Annotated in this window: 20 protein-coding genes and 1 tRNA gene; 8 read left to right on the top strand and 13 right to left on the bottom strand. The window is 71.8% G+C overall.

Annotated elements, in window-relative coordinates:
* Window positions 1-6: 6 nt before the first annotated feature.
* From MKK55_RS08085 to MKK55_RS08135, 11 genes are all read right to left on the bottom strand, one after another.
* A complete protein-coding gene (locus tag MKK55_RS08085) occupies window positions 7-627 on the bottom strand; it encodes an NADH-quinone oxidoreductase subunit J (protein WP_147726107.1) in 621 nt (206 codons plus the stop codon).
* Between the two features lie 143 nt (window positions 628-770).
* Window positions 771-1,259, bottom strand: a complete 489-nt coding sequence (gene nuoI, locus MKK55_RS08090) for an NADH-quinone oxidoreductase subunit NuoI (protein WP_147726108.1) — start codon at window positions 1,257-1,259, stop codon at window positions 771-773.
* Window positions 1,260-1,303: 44 nt separating this feature from the next.
* On the bottom strand, window positions 1,304-2,326 hold the full coding sequence (gene nuoH, locus MKK55_RS08095; RefSeq protein WP_147726109.1) for an NADH-quinone oxidoreductase subunit NuoH: 1,023 nt from the start codon (window positions 2,324-2,326) through the stop codon (window positions 1,304-1,306).
* 9 nt (window positions 2,327-2,335) lie between these two features.
* On the bottom strand, window positions 2,336-4,408 hold the full coding sequence (gene nuoG, locus MKK55_RS08100; RefSeq protein ID WP_243934123.1) for an NADH-quinone oxidoreductase subunit NuoG: 2,073 nt from the start codon (window positions 4,406-4,408) through the stop codon (window positions 2,336-2,338).
* Between the two features lie 9 nt (window positions 4,409-4,417).
* On the bottom strand, window positions 4,418-4,627 hold the full coding sequence (locus MKK55_RS08105; RefSeq protein ID WP_243934124.1) for a hypothetical protein: 210 nt from the start codon (window positions 4,625-4,627) through the stop codon (window positions 4,418-4,420).
* Window positions 4,628-4,632: 5 nt separating this feature from the next.
* Window positions 4,633-5,934 carry an NADH-quinone oxidoreductase subunit NuoF gene (gene nuoF, locus MKK55_RS08110; RefSeq protein ID WP_243934126.1) on the bottom strand — a complete coding sequence of 434 codons (1,302 nt, stop codon included), beginning with the start codon at window positions 5,932-5,934 and terminating at the stop codon, window positions 4,633-4,635.
* Between the two features lie 19 nt (window positions 5,935-5,953).
* Entirely contained in the window at window positions 5,954-6,988 is a 1,035-nt protein-coding gene (nuoE, locus tag MKK55_RS08115) for an NADH-quinone oxidoreductase subunit NuoE (RefSeq protein WP_243934129.1), read from the bottom strand.
* A gap of 21 nt (window positions 6,989-7,009) precedes the next feature.
* On the bottom strand, window positions 7,010-8,200 hold the full coding sequence (locus MKK55_RS08120) for an NADH-quinone oxidoreductase subunit D (RefSeq protein WP_147728467.1): 1,191 nt from the start codon (window positions 8,198-8,200) through the stop codon (window positions 7,010-7,012).
* A 15-nt stretch (window positions 8,201-8,215) separates the two neighbouring features.
* Window positions 8,216-8,863: an NADH-quinone oxidoreductase subunit C gene (locus MKK55_RS08125; protein ID WP_147728469.1), complete on the bottom strand. Its 648-nt coding sequence runs from the start codon at window positions 8,861-8,863 to the stop codon at window positions 8,216-8,218.
* A gap of 9 nt (window positions 8,864-8,872) precedes the next feature.
* On the bottom strand, window positions 8,873-9,460 hold the full coding sequence (locus MKK55_RS08130; RefSeq protein ID WP_147728470.1) for a NuoB/complex I 20 kDa subunit family protein: 588 nt from the start codon (window positions 9,458-9,460) through the stop codon (window positions 8,873-8,875).
* A 39-nt stretch (window positions 9,461-9,499) separates the two neighbouring features.
* Window positions 9,500-9,865, bottom strand: coding sequence for an NADH-quinone oxidoreductase subunit A (locus MKK55_RS08135; protein WP_147728471.1), 366 nt, complete (start codon window positions 9,863-9,865; stop codon window positions 9,500-9,502).
* A 359-nt stretch (window positions 9,866-10,224) separates the two neighbouring features.
* Here MKK55_RS08135 and MKK55_RS08140 point away from each other — a divergent pair.
* Window positions 10,225-10,301: transfer RNA gene (locus MKK55_RS08140), tRNA-Asp, on the top strand.
* A gap of 73 nt (window positions 10,302-10,374) precedes the next feature.
* Here the strand turns inward: MKK55_RS08140 and MKK55_RS08145 are convergent.
* Together MKK55_RS08145 and MKK55_RS08150 are read right to left on the bottom strand one after the other, a co-directional pair.
* The gene (locus tag MKK55_RS08145; protein ID WP_243934131.1) at window positions 10,375-11,742 is read right to left on the bottom strand and encodes a sensor histidine kinase; all 1,368 of its coding nucleotides are present in this window, start codon (window positions 11,740-11,742) and stop codon (window positions 10,375-10,377) included.
* On the bottom strand, window positions 11,742-12,407 hold the full coding sequence (locus MKK55_RS08150) for a response regulator transcription factor (RefSeq protein ID WP_147729022.1): 666 nt from the start codon (window positions 12,405-12,407) through the stop codon (window positions 11,742-11,744). The genes MKK55_RS08145 and MKK55_RS08150 overlap by 1 nt, the downstream gene beginning before the upstream one ends.
* A 148-nt stretch (window positions 12,408-12,555) precedes the next feature.
* Between MKK55_RS08150 and MKK55_RS08155 the strand changes: the two genes are divergently transcribed.
* The 7 genes from MKK55_RS08155 (at window position 12,556) to MKK55_RS08185 (ending at window position 21,510) form a co-directional block, all read left to right on the top strand.
* A complete protein-coding gene (locus tag MKK55_RS08155) occupies window positions 12,556-13,236 on the top strand; it encodes a DNA-binding protein (protein WP_243934133.1) in 681 nt (226 codons plus the stop codon).
* A gap of 177 nt (window positions 13,237-13,413) precedes the next feature.
* On the top strand, window positions 13,414-13,686 hold the full coding sequence (locus MKK55_RS08160; protein WP_313898894.1) for a hypothetical protein: 273 nt from the start codon (window positions 13,414-13,416) through the stop codon (window positions 13,684-13,686).
* Window positions 13,687-13,881: 195 nt separating this feature from the next.
* Window positions 13,882-15,633 carry an ABC transporter ATP-binding protein gene (locus MKK55_RS08165; protein WP_243934154.1) on the top strand — a complete coding sequence of 584 codons (1,752 nt, stop codon included), beginning with the start codon at window positions 13,882-13,884 and terminating at the stop codon, window positions 15,631-15,633.
* A gap of 43 nt (window positions 15,634-15,676) precedes the next feature.
* A complete protein-coding gene (locus tag MKK55_RS08170) occupies window positions 15,677-16,555 on the top strand; it encodes an aldose 1-epimerase family protein (RefSeq protein ID WP_243934134.1) in 879 nt (292 codons plus the stop codon).
* A 4-nt stretch (window positions 16,556-16,559) separates the two neighbouring features.
* Window positions 16,560-17,267 carry a uroporphyrinogen-III synthase gene (locus tag MKK55_RS08175; protein WP_147844693.1) on the top strand — a complete coding sequence of 236 codons (708 nt, stop codon included), beginning with the start codon at window positions 16,560-16,562 and terminating at the stop codon, window positions 17,265-17,267.
* 157 nt (window positions 17,268-17,424) lie between these two features.
* The gene (locus MKK55_RS08180; protein ID WP_243934135.1) at window positions 17,425-19,767 is read left to right on the top strand and encodes a translation initiation factor 2; all 2,343 of its coding nucleotides are present in this window, start codon (window positions 17,425-17,427) and stop codon (window positions 19,765-19,767) included.
* 117 nt (window positions 19,768-19,884) lie between these two features.
* Entirely contained in the window at window positions 19,885-21,510 is a 1,626-nt protein-coding gene (locus tag MKK55_RS08185) for a heme biosynthesis protein HemY (RefSeq protein WP_243934136.1), read from the top strand.
* Window positions 21,511-21,829: the final 319 nt, after the last annotated feature.

Genomic DNA, 21,829 nt, shown 5'->3' on the forward strand with positions numbered 1-21,829 from the left:
CGGCCATCAGACCTCGACGCCCTGGCGCGAGGGCACCTTCCGGGTCTCGACCGCGTCCCCTTGGGTCCGCGCGTTCTGCAGGGCGATGTTCTGCCGCTTGACGCCGGGTCGGTCGCGCAGGGTCAGCACGATGGCGCCGATCATCGCGACGAGCAGGATCAGGCCGGCGATCTGGAAGAAGTAGACGTATTCCGTGTACAGCACCCGGCCGAGGATCACCGTGTTGCTGGTGTGCTCGCCCGCCGCCACGTTGCCGAGCGGCGCCTGCACCAGGCCGGGATCGATCGTCCACGAGCCGACGACGAGCAGAAGCTCGATCAGGAACACCGCGCCGATCATCGCGCCGACCGGGAGATACTGCTGGAACCCCTGCCGGAGCTGGGCGAAATCCACGTCGAGCATCATCACGACGAACAGGAACAGCACCGCGACCGCGCCGACGTAGACCACGACCAGGATCATCGCCAGGAACTCGGCGCCCATCAGCACGAACAGGCCGGCCGCGTTGACGAAGGCCAGGATCAGGAACAGCACCGAGGCGATGGGATTGCGGGACGCGATCACCATGAAGCCCGAGGCGATGGTGAGGCCCGCGAACAGGTAGAAGAAGGCGGCGGCTGCGGTCATGCGCTTGTCGGGATCGGCCGCCGGAGCGGCCCCTTCTGCCTCATGAGAAAACGGTCCGCAAAAACGGTCCGGACCCGGCCGGCCGTCTATAGAACCCGCTCCCGCGCCGCACAACCCGCGGCGCCGGCGACGGGGCGGGGATGTCAGCGGTAGGGGGCGTCCATCGCGAGGTTTCGCGCGATCTCGCGCTCCCAGCGGTCGCCGTTCAGAAGAAGCTTCTCCTTGTCGTAGAGCAGCTCCTCGCGGGTCTCGACCGAGAACTCGAAGTTCGGCCCCTCGACGATGGCGTCGACCGGGCAGGCCTCCTGGCACATGCCGCAGTAGATGCACTTCACCATGTCGATGTCGTAGCGCGTGGTGCGGCGCGTGCCGTCGTTGCGGCGCGGGCCGGCCTCGATGGTGATCGCCTGCGCCGGGCAGATCGCCTCGCACAGCTTGCACGCGATGCAGCGCTCCTCCCCGTTCGGGTAGCGGCGAAGCGCGTGCTCGCCGCGGAAGCGCGGCCCGCGATGGCCCATCTCGAAGGGGTAGTTGATCGTCGCCTTCGGCTTGAAGAAATACTTCATCGCGAGGACGAACCCCGAGACGAACTCCTTCAGCAGAAGGCCCTTGGCGACCTGATCGAGCTTCATGCCGCGATCTCCGATTCCTGGGTGAGGCTCACGCGCGACGTCACTCATGCACCTGGAGCGAGGCCGGTCAGCTTGAGCACGAAGGCGACGACGACGACCGAGGCGAGCGAAAGGGGCAGGAAAACCTTCCAGCCCAGCCGCATGAGCTGGTCGTAGCGGTAGCGCGGCACCATGGCCTTCACCATGGCGATCATGAAGAACAGGAAGCTGGCCTTGAGCGCGAACCAGATCAGCCCCGGCACCCAGGTGAAGGGCGCGAACGGGATCGGCGAGAGCCAGCCGCCGAGGAACAGCACCGTGCCGAGCGCGCACATGGTCATGATCGCCACGTACTCGCCGAGCATGAACAGCAGGTACGGCGTCGAGGAGTACTCGACCATGTAGCCGGCGACGAGCTCCGATTCGGCCTCGGGCAGGTCGAAGGGCGGACGGTTGGTCTCGGCGAGCGCCGAGATGAAGAACACGACGAACATCGGGAACAGCCACAGCCAGTACCAGCCGAGGATGCCGAGCGAGGTGTCCTGCGCGATGACGATCTTCGACAGGTTGAGCGAGCCGGCGCAGAGCAGCACGCAGATGATCACGAAGCCGAGCGAGACCTCGTAGGAGATCATCTGCGCCGCCGAGCGCAGCGCACCGAGGAAGGCGTATTTCGAGTTCGAGGCCCAGCCGCCCATCAGGACGCCGTAGACGCCCAGCGACGAGATCGCGAAGATGTAGGTCATGCCGACGTTGAGGTCGGCCAGCGCCCAGCCCTCCGCGAGCGGGATCACGGCCCAGGCCGCGAGCGCCAGCGTCGCGAAGACCAGGGGCGCCAGCAGGAACAGCGCCTTGTTGGCGCCGGCGGGAATCACCGGCTCCTTCAGCACGAACTTCAAGAGGTCGGCGAAGGACTGGAACAGGCCGAACGGGCCGACCACGTTCGGCCCGCGTCGCAGCTGCACCGCCGCCCAGATCTTGCGGTCGGCAAGCAGCGCGTAGGCGATGAAGACGAGCAGGCAGGCAAGCAGCAGGAAGCTCTTCAGCGCCAGCAGCAGCACGAGGCCCACGGTTTCCCAAGGTGTCATGGCGGCCCCTTACTCGGCGGCTTCGAGGGCGCGCCCGCGGGCGAGGCTCGAACATTCGGCGAGCACGCGCGAGGCGCGCGCGATCGGATTGGTGAGGTAGAAGTCGAGCACCGGCGAGGCGAAGGTCGCCTTCGCGACCTCGCCGCCGAGGCCGGCCAGGCGATCGACCGCCGCGACCGTGTCGCCCGGCTCGACGCTGCCGATGGCGGCCATGTGGGGGTGCTCGGCGTAGAGCGCCCGGCGCAGGGCCACCAGCGAATCGAACGGCAGGCGGTGGCCGAGCACGTCCGAGAGCGCGCGCAGGATGGCCCAGTCCTCGCGGGCGTCGCCCGGCGGGAAGCCGGCGCGGTTGGCCTGCTGAACCCGGCCCTCGAGGTTGACGTAGGTCGCGCTCTTCTCGGTGTAGGCGGCGCCCGGCAGCACCACGTCGGCGCGGGAGGCGCCGCGGTCGCCGTGGGTCCCCTGGTAGATCACGAAGGCGCCGGCCCCGACCGTGCACTCGTCGGCACCGAGGTTGAACACCACGTCGAGGGCGCCGGGCGCGATCATGCCGGCGAAGTCGAGCCCGCCCTCCCCCGGCACGAAGCCGAGATCCAGCGCCCCGACGCGGGCGGCCGCGGTGTGCAGAACGCCGAAGCCGTTCCACGCCGGCGTGACGGCGCCGACGTCCTTGGCGAGCGCGGCGGCGGCGGCGAGCACCGCCGGGTCGGCGAGCGCGGCGGCGCCGACGATCACCAGCGGACGCTCGGCGCCCTTCAGGATCTCGAGGAAGCTGTGCTCGCCCTTGGCCAAAGCCGTCAGCGTGTCGGTGCCGGCGCCGAGATAGGTGTGGGGATAGGTGAGGTCGGTGGCCTCGCCGATCAGGCCGACCGCGAGCGGCCCCATCCGCCAGCGCTTGCGGATGCGGACGTTGAGGAGCGACGCCTCGGTCCGCGGGTTGGCACCGACGAGCAGGATCGCGTCCGCCGCCTCGATGCCGGGGATCGTCGGGTTGAACACGTAGGCGGCGCGGCCCCAGGCCGGATCGAGCCGCTCGCCGCCCTGGCGGCAATCGCGGTTGGCGACGCCGAGCGCGGTCATCAGGCTCTTGAGCGCGTAGGTCTCCTCGACCCCGGCGAGATCGCCGACCAGCGCGCCGATGCGCTTGGGATCGGTGCCCTTCACCCTGGCCGCGATCGCGGCGAAGGCCTCGCCCCAGGAGGCGGGGCGCAGGCGGCCGTTCTCGCGCAGGTACGGCCGGTCGAGGCGCTGGACGCGCAGGCCGTCGACGGGGTGGCGGGTCTTGTCCGAGATCCACTCCTCGTTGATGTCCTCGTTGACCCGAGGCTCGATCTGCATGACCTCGCGGCCGCGGGCGTCGACGCGGATCGCCGAGCCGACCGCGTCCATCACGTCGACCGATTCGGTCTTCGACAGCTCCCACGGGCGGATGTTGTAGCTCTGCGGCTTGGGCACGAGGGCGCCGACCGGGCAGAGGTCGGCGACGTTGCCCTGCAGCTCCGAGCCCATCGCCTCCTCGAGGTAGCTCGTGATCTCCATGTCCTCGCCGCGGCCGATCGCGCCGAGATCCGGCACGCCGGCGACCTCGGCGAGGAAGCGGACGCAGCGGGTGCAGTGGATGCAGCGGTTCATCGCGGTCCGCACCAGCGGGCCGATGTACTTCTCCTCGACCGCGCGCTTGTTCTCGCCGTAGCGGGTCGAGTCGACGCCGTAGGCCATCGCCTGGTCCTGCAGATCGCAATGGCCGCCCTGGTCGCAGATCGGGCAATCGAGCGGGTGGTTGATGAGGAGGAACTCCATCACCCCCTCGCGCGCCTTCTTCGTCGTTCCGGAGCGCGTGAGGACCTCCGGCGGCTCGCCGTTCGGGCCGGGCCGGCAATCCTTGACCGCGTAGGCGCAGGAGGCCACCGGCTTGGGCGCGCCCTTCAGCTCGACCAGGCACATCCGGCAATTGCCGGCGATCGACAGCCGCTCGTGGAAGCAGAAGCGCGGGATCTCCGCGCCCGCCATCTCGCAGGCCTGCAGCAGGGTGAATTCGGCCGGAACATCGACCTCGATGCCGTCGACGAGGATTTTGGTCATGCGCGCTTCTCAGTGCGTCGTGTCGGCGAGATCGAGCCTGCGCTCGATCCGCTCGACCGGAAGTTCGAGACGGTCGATCCGGCGATGGACGCCGGCCAGATTCTCGTCGATGCCGGACATGCGCACCTTCACATCGTGCATGTCGGCACTCAGCCGATCGACCTTCTCATCGATGCGACGGAGGTACACGAGCATCAGGTTGTCGGGCTGGTCGGTCATCGGCTTCACTCCGCGGCCATCGGCACCGCATCGGAATGCGGGTTGGCGCTGTAGCGGTCGATCCGCTTCTCGATCTCGGGGCGGAAATGGCGGATCAGGCCCTGGATCGGCCAGGCCGCCGCGTCGCCGAGCGCGCAGATCGTGTGACCCTCGATCTGCTTGGTGACGTCGAGCAGCATGTCGATCTCGCGCTTCTGAGCGCGGCCTTCCGCCATGCGCAGCATCACCCGCCACATCCAGCCGGTGCCCTCGCGGCAGGGCGTGCACTGCCCGCAGGACTCGTGCTTGTAGAAGTACGCGATGCGGGCGATCGCCTGGACGATGTCGGTCGAGCGGTCGAGCACGATCACCGCCGCCGTGCCGAGGCCGGAGCCGAGGTTGCGCAGGGTGTCGAAGTCCATTTTCGCGTCGATGATCTGCTCGGCCGGCACCAGCGGCACCGAGGAGCCGCCGGGGATTGAGCACAGCAGGTTGTCCCAGCCGCCGCGCATGCCGCCGCAATGCTTGTCGATGAGCTCGCGGAAGGTGATCCCGAGCTCCTCCTCGACGTTGCACGGCTTGTTGACGTGGCCGGAGACGCAGAACAGCTTGGTGCCGGTGTTGTTCTTGCCGCCCAAGCCCGCGAACCACGCGCCGCCGCGGCGCAGGATCGTGCCGGCGACCGCGATCGACTCGACGTTGTTCACCGTCGTCGGGCAGCCGTAGAGGCCCATGTTGGCCGGGAACGGCGGCTTGAGGCGCGGCATCCCCTTCTTGCCCTCGAGGCTTTCCAGCAGCGCCGTCTCCTCGCCGCAGATGTAGGCCCCGGCGCCGTGGTGGACGTAGATGTCGAACGGGTAGCCGTGGACGTTGTCCTGCCCGACGAGCCGGGCGGCGTAGGCCTCGTCGACCGCCCGCTGCAGCGCGTGCTTCTCGGCGACGTACTCACCGCGGATGTAGATGTAGCAAGCATGCGCCGCCATCGCGAACGAGGCCAGCATGCAGCCCTCGATCAGGAGGTGCGGATCGTGCCGCATGATCTCCCGGTCCTTGCAGGTGCCGGGCTCGGACTCGTCGGCGTTGACCACGAGGTAGTGCGGCCGCCCGTCCGACTTCTTGGGCATGAACGACCACTTGAGGCCCGTCGGGAAGCCGGCGCCGCCGCGGCCGCGCAGGCCCGAGGCCTTCATCTCGTCGATGATCCAGTCGCGGCCCATCTCGAGAAGGAATTTGGTGCCGTCCCACGCGCCGCGCTTCTGCGCGGCCTCGAGGGCCGGCGAGTGCAACCCGTACAGGTTGGTGAAGATGCGATCCTGATCGGCCAGCATGGCTTTGGCTTTCCGTGTCTCAGGTGGCCGGGTCGGTCTTGGACGGCGCCGCGTCGGGCTTCGATGGCTCCGCGGCGGGCGCGTCCCCGCTCGCGCCCGAGGCTTCCGGCTGCGGCGGCACCGCGTCGCGCGGCAGGTCAGACTGCACGCCCGCCTCGGCGCCGGCGGGCTCTCCCTCGACGACGCCCTTGGCCGGCGAATCCAGGACGTCGGCGTCGGCCTTGTCGCCGGCCTTGGTCGGCGCATCGCCGTCCGCGGCGCGCTGGGCCGGGGCGTCGGCGGCCGGGCGCTCGACGGCGCGGCCGGCATCGGGCTTGGCGATCTTCGGCTCGCTCGCCGCGCGCGCCTCGGTCGAGGCGGCTTCGTCCTTGCCCCGGGCCTCCTCGCCCTCGGCCTTGCTCTTGTCCTCGAAGCGCTGGCGCCAGGCGCCGACGCGCGACCCGTCGAACAGCGTCGCGTCGGTCAGCGTCGCGGCGCCGCCCTGCGGCTCCGACGAGACGCGGCCGGTCTGCGAGCCGACCTTGACCGGACGGCCGGCGGCGAGGTCGTCCATCAGCCGGCCGAGGCTCTCGGGCGTCAGGTCCTCGTAGTAGTCCTGGTTGATCTGCACCATCGGCGCATTGCAGCAGGCACCGAGGCACTCGACCTCCAGCCAGGAGAAGTTGCCGTCGGCGGACACGTGCCCCGGCGCGCCGAGGCGGGCGTGCAGCATGTCCTTCAGCTCGCGCGCGCCGCAGGAATCGCACGGCACCGTGCCGCAGAGCTGGATCCAGAACCGGCCCACCGGCTCCAGCGCGAACATCGTGTAGAAGGTCGCGACCTCGAGCACGCGGATGTGCGGCATGCCGAGCTCGTCGGCCACCGCCTCGATCGCGCGGCGCGGCAGCCAGCCGCCGTTCTGCTCCTGCGCCTTCCACAGCAGCGGGATCACGGCGGAGGCCTGGCGGCCCTCCGGGTACTTCTCGATCTGGTCCCTGGCCCAGTCCGCGTTCTCCGGCGTGAACGCGAAGCTCTCGGGCTGCTCGGCGGCGGGGGCGAGCCTGCGGTTCGACATATCAGTTCTGGCCCTTCCAGCTCACCGGTCTACCTCGCCGAAGACGATGTCGAGCGTGCCGAGCACGCAGGACACGTCGGCGAGCAGGTGCCCGCGGCACATCCAGTCCATCGCCTGGAGGTGGGCGAAGCCCGGAGCGCGAATCTTGCAGCGATACGGCTTGTTGGTGCCGTCGGAGACGAGGTAGACGCCGAACTCGCCCTTGGGCGCCTCGACCGCGGCGTAGACCTCGCCGGCGGGCACGTGGAACCCTTCCGTGTAGAGCTTGAAGTGGTGGATGAGCGCTTCCATCGAGCGCTTCATCTCCCGGCGCGGCGGCGGCGCGAACTTGCCGTCGATCGAGGCGATCGGCCCCTGCCCCGCCGGCTCGCGCAGCTTGACGCAGCATTGCCGCATGATCTTCACGGATTCCCGCATCTCCTCCATGCGGATCACCTGGCGATCGTAGGTGTCGCCGTTCTTCCCGACGGGGATGTCGAACTCCATCTCCTCGTAGCACTCGTAGGGCTGCGACTTGCGCAGGTCCCATGGGATGCCGGAGCCGCGCACCATCGGGCCGGAGAAGCCCCAGGCCATCGCCTCGTCCACCGAGACGATGCCGATGTCGACGTTGCGCTGCTTGAAGATGCGGTTGGACATGACGAGGTCGTCGAGGTCCTGCACCACTTGCAGGAACGGGTCGCAGAACGCCTCGATGTCGTCGATCAGCGCGGGCGGCAGGTCCTGGTGCACGCCGCCGGGACGGAAGTAGTTGGCGTGGAGCCGGGCGCCCGAGGCCCGCTCGTAGAAGATCATCAGCTTCTCGCGCTCCTCGAAGCCCCAGAGCGGGGGCGTCAGCGCGCCGACATCCATCGCCTGCGTCGTGACGTTGAGGAGGTGGGAGAGCAGCCGGCCGATCTCGCAGAACAGGGTGCGGATGAGCTGGGCCCGCCGCGGAACCTCGATGCCCGCGAGCTTCTCGATCGCCAGGCAGAAGGCGTGCTCCTGGTTCATCGGGGAGACGTAGTCGAGCCGGTCGAAATACGGCGTGACCTGGAGGTAGGTCTTGTACTCGATCAGCTTCTCGGTGCCGCGATGGAGCAGGCCGATATGCGGATCGACGCGCTCGACCACCTCGCCGTCGAGCTCCAGCACGAGGCGCAGCACGCCGTGCGCCGCCGGATGCTGCGGCCCGAAATTGATCGCGAAGTTGCGGATGTTATGCTCGGTCATGGTGAGCCCTCCGCCTCAAGCCGTCTTCTTCTCGTCGCCGGGAAGCACGTATTCGGTGCCCTCCCACGGCGACAGGAAGTCGAAGTTCCGGAATTCCTGGGTCAGCTTCACCGGCTCGTAGACCACCCGCGCCTCGTCCTGGTCGTAGCGGACCTCGACGAAGCCGGTGAGCGGGAAGTCCTTGCGCAGGGGGTGGCCCTCGAAGCCGTAATCGGTGAGCAGCCGGCGCAGGTCCGGGTGGCCCGAGAACAGGATGCCGTAGAGGTCGTAGGTCTCGCGCTCGTACCAGTTGGCCGCCGGGAACACCTCGATCACGGAAGGGACCGGCGTGACCTCGTCGGTGCGCACCTTGACCCGGATGCGGCAATTGTGGCGCAGGCTGAGCAGGTGGTAAACCACGTCGAAGCGCTCGGCGCGGCTCGGATAGTCGGCGCCGCAGATGTCGATGAAGTTCCGGAAGGCGCAGGCCGGATCGTCGCGCAGGAACGTCAGCGCGAAGACGATGTCCGAGGCCTGGACGATCAGCGTCAGCTCGCCAAGCGCGATGGTGCGCTCGACCACCGCCGGGCCGAGCGCCCCGGCGACGTGGTCCGACAGCGCCTGCAGCGCCGCGTCGCCGGAGACCGGCTGGGTGTGGGCGAGGATCGAGATGCCGTTGGTCATCGCGTCACCTCAGCGCTCGATCGTGCCGGTGCGGCGGATCTTCTTCTGCAGGAGCAGCACGCCGTAGAGCAGCGCTTCCGCCGTCGGCGGGCAGCCCGGAACGTAGATGTCGACCGGCACGACCCGGTCGCAGCCGCGCACCACCGAATACGAATAGTGGTAGTAGCCGCCGCCGTTGGCGCAGGACCCCATCGAGATCACGTAGCGCGGCTCCGGCATCTGGTCGTAGACCTTGCGCAGCGCCGGGGCCATCTTGTTGGTCAGCGTGCCGGCGACGATCATCACGTCGGACTGGCGGGGCGAACCGCGCGGGGCGAAGCCGAAGCGCTCGCAATCGTAGCGCGGCATCGACATCTGCATCATCTCGACGGCGCAGCAGGCCAGCCCGAACGTCATCCACATCAGCGAGCCGGTGCGGGCCCAGTTGATCAGGTCGTCGGTGGAGGTGATCAGGAACCCGCGGTCGGCGAGCTCGGCGCTGATCGTCAGAAAGGTCGGGTCGTCCGCGCCGATCGGACGTCCGGTGTTCGGGTCGACGAGCCCCTTGGCCTGCGGCGCGATCGCCGGGGCGCGGGACAGTTCGGGAGTGAAGGCCATGGATGCCTCAGGAGCGGACGGGCGGGGCGACGACGCGGGCTAATCCCATTCGAGGGCGCCCTTGCGCCACTCGTAGACGAAGCCCACGGTGAGGACCCCGAGGAAGGCCATCATCGACCACATGCCGAACCAGCCGAGATCCCCGAACGTGATGGCCCAGGGGAACAGGAAAGCGACTTCGAGGTCGAAGATGATGAACAGGATGGCGACGAGGTAGAACCGCACGTCGAACTTCATGCGGGCGTCGTCGAAGGCGTTGAAGCCGCACTCGTAGGCCGAGAGCTTTTCCGGATCCGGGCTCGAATAGGCCACCAGGAACGGGGCCACAAGGAGAGCCGCCGCGATGAACAGCGATACGCCGAGGAACACGATGAGCGGCAGGTAATCCGCCAGGAGACCGGTCATGCGACACCTCTCACGCGCTGGACTGCGCCGCCCTGAATTTCACCGAACGGCGATATGGAATTGCTCCAATGCCAGAGTGCGCGCGGGCCGAGGCTTAGTCGAGCCGACCCGGTGAAACAAGCCGTTTGCGCGTCGCACAATCGCGGCTTGAGACAGACAGGTGGCGCTGTGTCAGGCCTTCGCCAACACGGCAGATCGGCGCAGGCCCGGCAAGGTCCGAGCCGGCCCGGCGGCACCGGGATCGGGCCATGCGGACAATCGCGCTCCGCGTGGCAAGCTCGCGCTTGACACTCCCTGCCCCCCCACATAAACCCCCGCTCGTCGCCGAGGCCCACCGGGCCTTCGAGCGGATGCGCCGTGCGGGCGTAGCTCAGTTGGTTAGAGTGCCGGCCTGTCACGCCGGAGGTCGCGGGTTCGAGTCCCGTCGCCCGCGCCACGTTTCCTCCCTCCCCATCCAGACCGAATCAGCCCTCCGGCTTCGTGCCGTCGAGGGCTTTCCGCGTTCGGCTCTAGCCCGGCAGAACGAGGGTCGCGCGCAGGCCGCCGAGGCCGGACCGGTCGAGCGTCAGGCCGCCGCCGTAGAGCTCGGCCAGCTCCAGGGTGATCGACAGGCCGAAGCCGTTGCCCGGCACGCTCTCGTCGAGCCGCTGCCCGCGGCGCAGGACGGACGCCGCTTCGGCCGGATCGAGGCCCGGCCCGTCGTCCTCGACGCGAATCGCCACCGCCCCCTCGGCCGGGGCCGCCGAGACGCGGACCTCGCCGCGGCACCACTGGCAGGCGTTGTCCATCAGGTTCCCGAGCATCTCGTCGAGGTCCTGCGCCTCGCATCCCACGGCCAACCCCTCGGCGAGGTTTGCCTGGATCCGCACGCCCTTGGCCGCATGCAGCCGCCCCAGCGTCGCGGCGAGGTCCCCGACAGGGCTCGCGAGGTCGATCCGGCCGCGGGCCGTGCCTTCCAGCGCCGCGGCGCGCGCCCGGCGCAGGTGGTGGCGGACCTGCTGGTCCATCGAGCCGACGAGGTCGCTCAAGGTGCCGTCGGCGTCGCGGGCCGGGTCGGCGAGCGCCAGGGTCAGGGTGGCGAGCGGCGTCTTGAGGCCGTGGGCGAGGTTCGCGACATGGGTGCGGGCCCGCTCGAGGTTGGCCGCGTTCTGGTCCAGCAGCGCGTTGAGCTCGGCGACCAGCGGCCGGATCTCCGTCGGCTGCGCCACCGGCACCCGCTCGCGCCGCCCGGCACGCACCTCGGCGAGGTCCGCGCGCAGGCGCTGCAGCGGCGCGAGGCCGAGGCGCACCTGCGCCAGCACCCCGCCGATCAGGCAGAGGCCGAGCACCGCGAGCGCCAGCGCCAGCGTGGTCAGGGCCTCGCGCAGCGGCCCGCGCAACGCCGCGGCGGGCGCGGAGGCCGCGATGATGGTCGGCGCGCCGCCATCCTCCGCCGGCAGCGTCAGGACGCGCAGGATCAGGCCGCGCCCGTTCGCATCGGTCGCGTCGGCGGGCTGCGGCCGCTCCGACCCGTCGTCGGGACGGGGGCCGGCCGGCACGGGCAGCACGTCGCTGCCGAGCGAGGCGGAGCGCAGGCGCGTCCCGCCGCGCCGCACCTGCCAGGCCCAGCCCGAGCCCGCGCGGTCGAAGGGCGGCGCGTCGAAGTCGCGGGCGAGGCGCGGACCGTCGGGGCCCTGCTCCAGCCCGGAGCGGATCGCCACGATCTGCGCGTCGAGCCGGCCGTCGATCTGCCCCCGCACGAAACGGTGGAGGATGAAGCCGATCGCGATGCCCGCCACGACCAGCGCGACGGTGACGAGGACGAAGGCGGCCGCGAGCAGGCGGCGCGCCAGCGATCCCGTGCGCGGTGCGCGGTCCAGCCGGGATGCGTGCGCCATCAGGCGGCGTCCGCGTGCAGGCGCCAGCCGTGGCCGCGCACCGCCTCGATCTGGGCCGGCGCGATCTTGCGGCGCAGGCGGGTGATGATGACCTCGACCGAGTTCGAGTCGACGTCGGCGTCGCCGTCATAGACCCGCTCGATCAGTTGCAGGCGGGGCACCACCGCGTCCTTGCGCAGCATCAGGCAGGACAGCACCCGCCATTCGAGCCCGGTGAGCTTCAGGGGCAGGCCGTCGCGCTCGAAGGCGCCCAGCCCGGGGTCGAAGCTCAGCGGTCCGCAGACGAGCCGGCTCGCGCCGCTGGCCTGGGCGCGGCGCACCAGCGCCCGCAGGCGGATCACGAGCTCCTCGGTGCGGAACGGCTTGACGAGGTAGTCGTCGGCGCCGGCCTTGAAGCCCGCGACCTTGTCGCTCCAGCCGTCGCGGGCGGTGAGGATCAGCACCGGGAGCGTGCGCCCCGCGGCGCGCCACGCCTGCAGCACGGAGACGCCGTCGCGCTTGGGCAGGCCGAGGTCGAGCACGACCGCGTCGTAATCCTCGGTCTCGCCGAGATGCTGCGCGTCCTCGCCGTCGCGCGCGTGGTCGAGGGCGAAGCTTTCCGCGCGCAGGGCCTTCGCGATCTCGGCGCCGAGCGCGGCATCGTCCTCGACCAACAGGACTTTCATGGTTCTCGGCACCTTCGGGGAACGGGCGTCGGGGGTTAGGCCGGCTGGTTTAACCGGGGCTGAACCGCGCGGTTCAGGGTGGATTGGCGGGCCTCTCCTAGAACGCCGTCAACCCGAAAGGGCCCAACCGAACAGGACACGTTTCATCATGAGCAACGAACAGGTCATCGACGGCACCGCCACCGAGGTTCGCCAGGCCGCCGCCGAGGGAGCCGCATCGAGACCCGCACGCCGCCTGCCCCGCCGCACCCTGGTCGTCGGGGCGATCGCCGCGCCGCTGGCGCTCGGCGCCGTCGGCCTCTCCCTGGCGCAGAACGGCGCGCCCTCGACCACGCCGATCGCCCCGGTGGCGATCTCGACGCTGGTGCCGTCGGGCGGCATCGCCGCCAAGGGCGAGGTCGCCGAGATCTTCGGCAACAAGTTCGTGCTGCAGGACGGCACCGGGCGGGCACTGGTCGAGACCGGGCGCCAGGGCGAAGACGGCAAGCTCGTCGCCAAGGGCGAGACCGTCACCGTGCAGGGGCGCTTCGAGAACGGGTTCCTGCACGCGGCGGTGCTGACCCACGGCGACGGCAACCGCGTGCTGCTCGGCCCGGCCGGCGGCCCGCCCCCCGGCACCCTCGACTGGGCGAAGGACAAGGTCGGGCTCGGGCCCAACCCCGACGTGCCGGCGCTGACCGCCTCGGTGCAGGCGGCCGGCTACTCGGACGTCCGCGTCACCGGCCGCGGCCCGCGCCACCTCGAGGTCGCCGCCAAGGGCCAGGACGGGCGCGAGCGCCAGCTCCATGTCGGCTTCGACGGTCAGATCCGCGAGAAGCGCGTGTTCTGAGGTCGTCGGCCGCGCCGCCGATCCGGCGGCGCGGCACGATCCTCGCCTCGACGGGCCCGGCGCGATGCAACCGATCCCGCCCTGCCGCGTCTTGGCGAGAGACGGACCGCACGCGAGACCCCCGCAAGGAGCCCGCCCCAGATGGAACCGATGAAGCCGATGGAACCGATGAAGCCCATGGAACCCATGAAGCCGATGAAGGGCATGGAGCCCTGGTGGCCGGAGGACCTCGGCCAGCCCTCGACCAGCGGGGCGCAGAACGGGATGAAGTACGCCTTCTTCCCCGAGAAGCACCGCCTGCTGATCGAGCAGGACGGCAAGACCACGACCTACGACAGCGGCGACCACAAGATCGGCGGCGTCTCGCAGCAGGACGGCGGATCCAAGTCGCTGACCTTCACCAGCCAGAACGGCGACGTCGACCTCGGCTCGCTGAAGAAGGTCGATTGATCGCGGGCGGGCGGGCTTCGGCCCGCCCGCGTGGACAGCCCGGCGCCGGGCCTCTATGCGCTCGGCCCACATGAACGTGCGCTTCACAGAGAGAACCGCGCCGGGCGCCTTTCCCTGCCCCCCTGCTCCGCAGGGTACCCTTCCCCGCAAAGGGGAGAAGGAGAGGTGCGTTCCGCCGATCCCGAGGACACCCCGTTGCGCACGCTGATCGATCTCGTGCGCGCGATGCGGGCCCGCGACCGGCGCCGGCTCGCGCTGATCGCCCTGGGGCTGGCCGGCGCAGGGCTGCTCGAGGTGGTCGGCGTCGCCTCGGTGATCCCGTTCCTGACGCTGGTCGGCGATCCCGCGGCCGCCACCCGCCTGCCCTACCTCGCGCAAATCCGCGACACGCTCGGGCTGTCGGACGACCGCAGCTTCCTGATCGCGGCCGGGATGGCGGCGCTGCTCGCGATCCTCGTGACCGCGGTGGTCAACGCCGCGCTGACCTACGCGCAGCTGCTGTTCACCCATCTCACCGGCTACGGCTTCGCCCGGCGGCTGCTGTTCCGCTACCTCGCCCGCGAAAAGCTGTTCTTCACCCAGGGCAACAGCGCGGAGCTTGCCAAGAACGTGCTCTCGGAGACCGACCGCCTGGTCGTCGGCGTGCTGACGCCGGCCACCGTCGTCGCCTCCCGCGCGATCTCGGCCCTCGCGGTGATCGGCTTCCTGCTGGTCTACGCGCCGCGCCTGGCGCTGATCCTCGGCGGCGGCTTCGGCGGGCTCTACGTCGGCATCTACCTGGTGATGCGCGCGCGCCTCGCCTCGCTCGGCGCCCGCTCGGTCGCCGACAACGCGCAGCGCTACCGCGTGGTGCAGGAGACCCTGGGCGCGCTCACCGAACTCAAGCTCTACGGCCGGGCGGACGCCTTCGCCGGCAAATTCGACGCCCCCGCCCGCGCCTATGCCAAGGCCACCGCCGAGAGCCTGCTGACGGGGCAGATGCCGCGCTTCGTCATCGAGGCCCTGGCCTTCGGCGGCGTCATCGTGGTGGTGCTGTTCGCCCTCGCCCAGGGGCTCGACACCGCCGGCATCCTGCCGCTGCTCGGGCTGTTCGCCTTCGCCGGATACCGGATGCTGCCGGCCTTCCAGAACATCTTCAACTCGCTGGCTCTGCTGCGCTTCTACCTGCCGGCGGTGCGGGTGATCGTCGACGACCTCGACGGCGAGAGCGAGAGTTCGCCGCGGACCGACGCACGGCTGCCGTTCCGCGACGCGATCCGCCTGGAGCGGGTCGGCTTCGCCTACGCGCCCGGGCGGGCGGCGCTCGCGGACGTGAGCCTGACGATCCGGGCCAACACCACCGTCGGCCTCGTCGGGCGCACCGGCTCGGGCAAGTCGACCCTGGTCGGCCTGATCCTCGGCATCCTGACGCCGGATGCCGGCCGCATCACCGTCGACGGCACGCCCTTGGATTCACAGGCCCTGCCGGCCTGGCAGAACCGGATCGGCTACGTCCCGCAGGACGTGTTCCTCGTGGACGGGACGGTGGCCGAGAACATCGCGCTGGGCCTCGAGCCGGTCGACCGCGCGGCGGTGGAGCGGGCGGCGCGGCTCGCCGGCGCGCACGACTTCGTCGCCGCCCTGCCCGAGGGCTACGACGCCCGCGTCGGCGAGCGCGGCGCGCGCCTCTCCGGCGGCCAGCGCCAGCGCATCGGCATCGCCCGCGCGCTCTACCACGACCCCGACGTGATCGTGTTCGACGAGGCGACCTCGGCGCTGGACGGCGAGACCGAGGGCGCGGTGATGGCCGCGCTCGACGCGCTCGCCGGCCAGCGCACGCTGATCATGATCGCCCACCGCCTCACCAGCCTGGAAGCCGCCGACACGGTCCACGTGCTCGACGGCGGCCGCCTCGTGGCGTCGGGCCCGCTTCACGCGGTGACGCAGCATGTCGGGGCGGCCGCGTGAGCCGGGCGCCGACGAACCCACCCCGATCCGGAGCCGATGCCCCATGCCCGATCCGATCCACCTGAAGGCCGCCGACGGCACCACCGCGACCCTGACGCTCGCCGGCGCCGAGCCGGTGTCGTGGCGGGTGGGCGGCACCGAATACCTCTGGAGCGGCGATCCCGAGCACTGGAACCGGCACGCGCCCTGGCTCTTCCCGGTGGTCGGCGCCTCCGCCGGCGGGATGGTCCGGGTCGACGGCCGGACCTATCCGATGGCGCAGCACGGCTTCGCCCGAGACCTGCCCTTCGCGGTGGTGGAGCGGACGGACGAGGCCGTCACCCTGCGCCTGACCGAAACGGCCGAGACGCTGGCGCACTATCCCTTCCGCTTCCGCCTCGACATCACCGCGCGGGTGCGCCCCGCCGGGCTCGACTTCGCCATCGCGGTCCACAATCCGGGCGAGACCGCCCTGCCCTACGGGCTCGGCTTCCACCCGGCCTTCCCCTGGCCGTTCGCGGGCGGGACGCGCGGGGCCGGCGGCGGCTACGCGGTCGCGTTCGAGCGGGCCGAGCGCGCCAGCGTCCCCGAGGTCGGCCCCGGCGGCCTGCTGCTGCGCGAGGAGCGCCCGATCCGCCTCGAGGGCAACGTCCTGCCCCTCGATCCGGCGCTCTTTACCGAGGCTCTGGTGTTCCGCGACGCGCTGAGCCGCACGATGCGCTTCACCGGGCCGGGCGGGCGGGCGATCCGGATGGCGGTCGAGGATTTTCCGCACCTCGCCGTGTGGACGAAGCCGACCGCGCCGTTCCTGTCGCTCGAAGCCTGGACCGGGCATGCCGACTGGGCCGGATTCTCGGGCGAGCTCGCCGAGCGCGACGCGCAGCGCCTGCTGGCGCCCGGCGCCACCGCCGATCACGGCATCCGCCTCACCCTGGAGGGGTGAGGCCGTGCGGGTCTGGGTGGCGCGGCCGGAGCCCGGCGCCGCACGCACCGGCGAACGCCTGGCGGCGCTCGGCCACCTGCCCCTGGTGGCGCCGGTGCTGGTGGTGCGCCCCACCGGCGCAGCCCTGCCGCCGGGCCCGTTCGACGGGCTGATCCTCACCAGCGCGAACGCCCTCGACGCGCTGCTCGCGACGACCGAGGCGGCCACCCTGCGCGGAATCCCGGTCTTCGCCGTCGGCCCGCGGACGGCGGCGCTCGCCGAAGCGCGGCTCGGCGCGGTGACGGCGGGGACGGGCGACGCCGCCGCGCTCGCAGCGATCGTGCAGGGATCCGTCGCGCCGGGGGCATCCCTGCTCCACGTGGCCGGCGCGGAGCGCAAGGCGGAACCCGCCGCCCGGCTGACGGCCGCCGGCTACCGGATCGCGACGCACGTCGCCTACGCGGCCGAGGCGGTGGCGCACCTGCCGGACCCGGTCTTCGCGGCCTTCGCCGCCGTCCCCGGAGGGCTCGACGCCGCCCTGCACTATTCCCGCCGCAGCGCGCGTGTGGCGCATCGATTGTCGGAAGCGGCCGGACACGGCGGAGCTTTCCGCGCGTTGAGGCATTACTGCCTGTCGGACGACGTGGCCGCAGCCCTGGACCAAGCCGGGGTCGCGGCCCATTTCGTCGCTGGGCGACCGCGCGAGGACGACCTCCTCGCGGGCCTGTCCTGACATCGCCGCGCCGCCGTCAGATCGGGTCTCGCCCGGGCGGAAGCGGCGGTGATAGGTAGGCGCCGCCCGCACCGGCGCGGGTCGTGAGGAACGTTAGGATCGGGGCGCGCGGCACAGCCGCCGCGCCCGGGACGTCGAGACGGGAGAGACAACGGCCGTGAAGCCACCATCCAACGACGCCGACCGTCCGAATTCCGGCTCCCAGGCTCCGGGTGCCGCGAAGAACGGTGCCCCGAGCTCGACCGCCCCCCAGACCCAGGGCGGCAAGCCCGGAACGGTGTCGACGCCGCAGGGCCGTCCGCCCGAGACCCTGCCGCCGGGCGTCCACGTCAAGTCGGAGCCGGCCAAATCCGAGACCGGCAAGCCCGATACGGCCAAGTCTGATACGGCCAAGCCCGATACCATCAAGCCCGATACGGCCAAGCCCGCCGTTCCGTCGTCCTCGGCCCAGGCGCCGAAGCCGGAGGCCGGCCGCGCCGATCCTCCGATCACCGCCGGGCCGACGAAGGCCGAGCCCGGCCGCCCGGCCCAGCCCCCTGCCGATCCGGCGAAGCTTGACGCCAGGCCTGCCGGCGGGGCGGGCGCCGCCTCTGCAGCGTTCCCGAGCAAGCCCGCGACAGAGGCGGCCAAGCCCGGGATCGCCAGCGCGCCGGGTGGCCCGTCCGCGGCGAAGGAGGTGGGGAAAGCCGAGCCGGGCAAGCCGGACCCGGCGAAGCCCGAGTTCGGCCGGTCCGGGGCCGGTACCGCCGCCGCGCCGCCGAAATCCGCCGGCGGCGCCACGGCGGGCGGGCCGCGGCCCTCCGGCGCCCTCACCGATGGACCGATCATCGACCTCAAGGCCAAGCGCGTCGAGGACGCCGGGGCGAACAAGGGCGACGTCCGCGGCGACGCCAAGGCCGCCGCGGCGGGAGCCGCGGGGGTCGCGGCCGGCATGGCGGCGTCCGGTCCCAAGCCTGCTTCTGACGGCAAGGCAGCGTCCGACGCCAAGGCCGGCGCCAAGCCGGCGGGCTCCGGCAGCACCCCGCCGCGGGTCGGCCCGGCCGAGGCGCCCGCCGCCCGCGGGCCGGGCTTCGGCTCGGTGGCGACCGCCGGACTTCTCGGCGGCGTGATCGGCGCCGGCCTACTCTTCGCGGTGGAGCGCGCCGGCATCCTCGGCAATGCCGGCGACGACGCCCGCCTGAACGCCCTCGACCAGCGCATCTCCGGCCAGCTCACCGGCCTCGACCAGCGCATGGCATCGTTGAGCCCACGCGACGCGGTCGCCGCCCTCGACAAGCGCGTCGCCGCCAACGAGGCGACGCTGAAGCCGCTGCCCGACGCGGTGAAGGCGGCGGAGGCCGCGGCCAGGCAGGCGCTGGACCGTGCCTCCGGCGCGACGGCCGCGCCCGCCGAGGGCCAGGGCACGACCCCGGCGGCGGCCGCCCAGGCCGCTCTTCCGGCCGACATCGCCGCCCGGCTCGACAGCCTGGACCAGCGCGTCTCCGCCCTGCAGGAGGAGCCGGGCCGCGACCAGGCTGGCGATTCCCGCCTCGGGGTGGCCCAGGCCGGCGGCGACCCCAAGCAGATCGCCGCCCTCGACGGGCGTGTGAAGGCGCTCGAGGACAAGGCACCCGACAAGGCGGCGCGCGCGCCGGCCGTCGACCTCGCGCCGAAGCTCGCCACGCTCCAGGGCGAGGTCGAGGCGCGCACCAAGGCGAACGCCGAGGCCGATCAGGCCCTCGGCCAGCGCCTCGATGCCCTGCAGAAGACCCTCGACGAGCGGGTGAAGGCCGCGACCGAGGCGGTGCAGACGGCGACGCAGGCGAGCCGCGAGGCGGCCGAGGCCGGCAGGAGCACGGCCGAGTCGGCGACCAAGGCCCTGGACCGGCGCCTGCAGGATCAGGCCGACAAGATCGCCACCCTCGACAAGGCGGTGGCGCTTCGGGCCGAGGCCAGCACCGTCCAGGCCGCGTTGAAGGTCGTCACCGCCGACCGGATCGCCGCCGCGCTGGAGGCCGGCGTCCCCTATGCCGAGCCGCTGGCGACCCTGCGCAAGCTCGAGACCGGCGACGCGAGCCGCGTCGACGCCCTGGCGCCGTTCGCCGACAAGGGCGCGCCGACCGCGGACCAGCTCGCCGCCGCGTTCCGCCCGATCGCCGACAAGGTCGCCGCCGCGCGCAAGGCCGCCGCCGCCAAGGAGGTCGCCGCCAACGGCGACCTCAAGAGCCGCTTCCTCAGCATCGCGGACTCGATCGTGCAGGTCCGCAAGGTCGATGCGCCGCCGGCCGCCGAGGAGGCTGCCGCCAGCGATTCGACGGCGAAGGTGCAGGCGGCCCTCGACCGCGGCGCGCTGATCGAGGCGTCGCAGGCCTACGAGGCGATGCCGCAGGATCTGAAGGCGCAGGCCGGCGATTTCGGCGCGACGCTGAAGGCGCGGGCCCAGGCGGCCCAGGCGGCCCAGGCGCTGCTCTCCGACGCGTTCAAGGGCCTGCCGACGACCGCGCCGACCCCCAAGCCGTGATTGCCCCCCAGAGGTGATCGCAGAGACACGCCATCCTGCGGGGGCGGCCATCGCCCCCGCCCACATCCTCGTCGCGACGCGACGCCGTCCTCGCGGCTGACAGGAGTACCCGACCTCATGTGGCGCGCTCTCGCCTTCCTGGCCCTGCTTGCCGTCGCCGCCTTCGGGGCGGTGTGGATCGCCGACCGACCCGGGTCGGTCACCATCGTGTGGAACGGCTACGAGGTGGCCACGAGCCTCGCCATCGCCCTCATCGGCGTCGGCATCGCGGCGATCGCGCTCGGCCTCGTCTGGGCCGTGGTCCGCGGCATCATCACCCTGCCGGACACCCTGGTGAACGGCTCGCGCGAGCGCCGCCGGGCCAAGGGCTTCACAGCCCTGTCGCGCGGCATGGTCGCGGTCGGGTCGGGCGATCCCCTCGCCGCCCGCCGCCATGCGGGCGACGCCGAGCGCCTGCTCGGCGCGGAACCGCTGACCCTGCTGCTCAAGGCTCAGGCGGCGCAGATCTCCGGCGATCGGCAGGCGGCCGAGAGCGCGTTCCAGCGCATGGTCAACGACCCCGAGACGCGGGTGCTCGGCCTGCGCGGCCTGTTCGTCGAAGCGCGCCGACGCGAGGACGACGTCTCCGCCCGCGCCTACGCGGCGGAGGCCGCACGCCTCGCCCCCAGCGTCACCTGGGCGAACGACGCCGTGCTGGAGGCGCAATGCGCCGACGGCGACTGGGGCGGCGCGCTCGAGATCGTCGAGCGCCGCGGCTCCCTCGGGCTGATCGACAAGGCGGAGGCGCGGCGCCAGCGTGCCGTCCTGCTCACCGCGATGGCGCAGGTGCGCGAGGCCGGCGAGCCGGAGGCGGCGACCGAGCGCGCGCTCCAGGCGGTCAAGCTCGCGCCCGATCTCGTTCCCGCCGCCAGCATCGCCGGGCGCCTGCTCGCCCGCCGCGGCGATCTGAAGAAGGCGGCCAAGATCGTCGAGGCCGCGTGGAAGGCCAACCCGCACCCCGACCTCGCCAAGGTCTACCTCAACCTGCGCACCGGCGATTCCGTGCGGGACCGCCTGGCGCGGGCCGAGACGCTGACCAAGCTCTCGTCCTGGGCCCCCGAGGCGCGCCTCGCCCTGGCGCAGGCCGCGTTCGACGCCCGCGACTTCGAAAAGGCCCGCGAGGCGATCCGGCCCCTGCTCGACGACGGCCCGAGCGTGCGCACCTGCCTGATGATGGCGCGGATCGAGGAGACCGAGCACGGCGCCGGCTCGGGCCGCGCCCGCGAATGGCTCGCCCGCGCCGCGCATGCCCCGCGCGATCCCGTCTGGATCGCCGACGGCGTCGCCTCGCCGACCTGGGAGCCGATCTCGCCGGTCTCCGGCCGCATCGACGCCTTCGTCTGGCAGGCGCCGCCGAACCTGCTCGCCGGCCAGGAGCCGTTCGAGACGCCGGCGCCGGACACCGACACGGTCGCCCTCGCGGCGCCCCACGCCGCCGCGCCTGCGGCCGCGAGCACGATGGCGCCCGCTCCCGCCGCCGGGCCCAAGCCGACGACCACCATCCCGGCCGGCATCACGCCGGCGAGCGTTGCGCGGGCGCCGGCCGAGGCCGACAAGCCTGCCGTCGCCGAACCCGGGCCGATGCCGGCCGGCGCTGCGAGCCCCGTGGTGCTGCCGCAGCCGCGTCCCGCCGGTCCGCCTGCAACCGGTTCGCCCGCAACGGCACGCGAGGACGCCGAGGCCAAGGCCCGTCGCTTCGGCTGATCGTTCCCGCGCCGCCCGGCCCCGCCGGGCGGCCGGCGGGTGCGACACGGGCATGGCGTCGGGCTTCATCGAACGGCCATATCGCCACGGCAAGATACATCCTGTGGTAGGCTCCGACGCGCGGCACCGTTCTGCGCTCCGGTGCGTTTGACCCACGAAACGACCAACCTTTGGTGGTGAAGACGGCTGCAATCGGCGGTACGCCCGCTTCCCAGGGCAGGTCCGATCGATTATTTGCCGGATAACTTTTCCTCCGAGAGGCCCCACCACTGTTCCAGTTCCGTTCCGGCCCAGCACACCGCATCGTTCCCTCCGCGAT

The organism is Methylobacterium sp. J-059, from assembly GCF_022829485.1.
Lineage (GTDB): Bacteria > Pseudomonadota > Alphaproteobacteria > Rhizobiales > Beijerinckiaceae > Methylobacterium.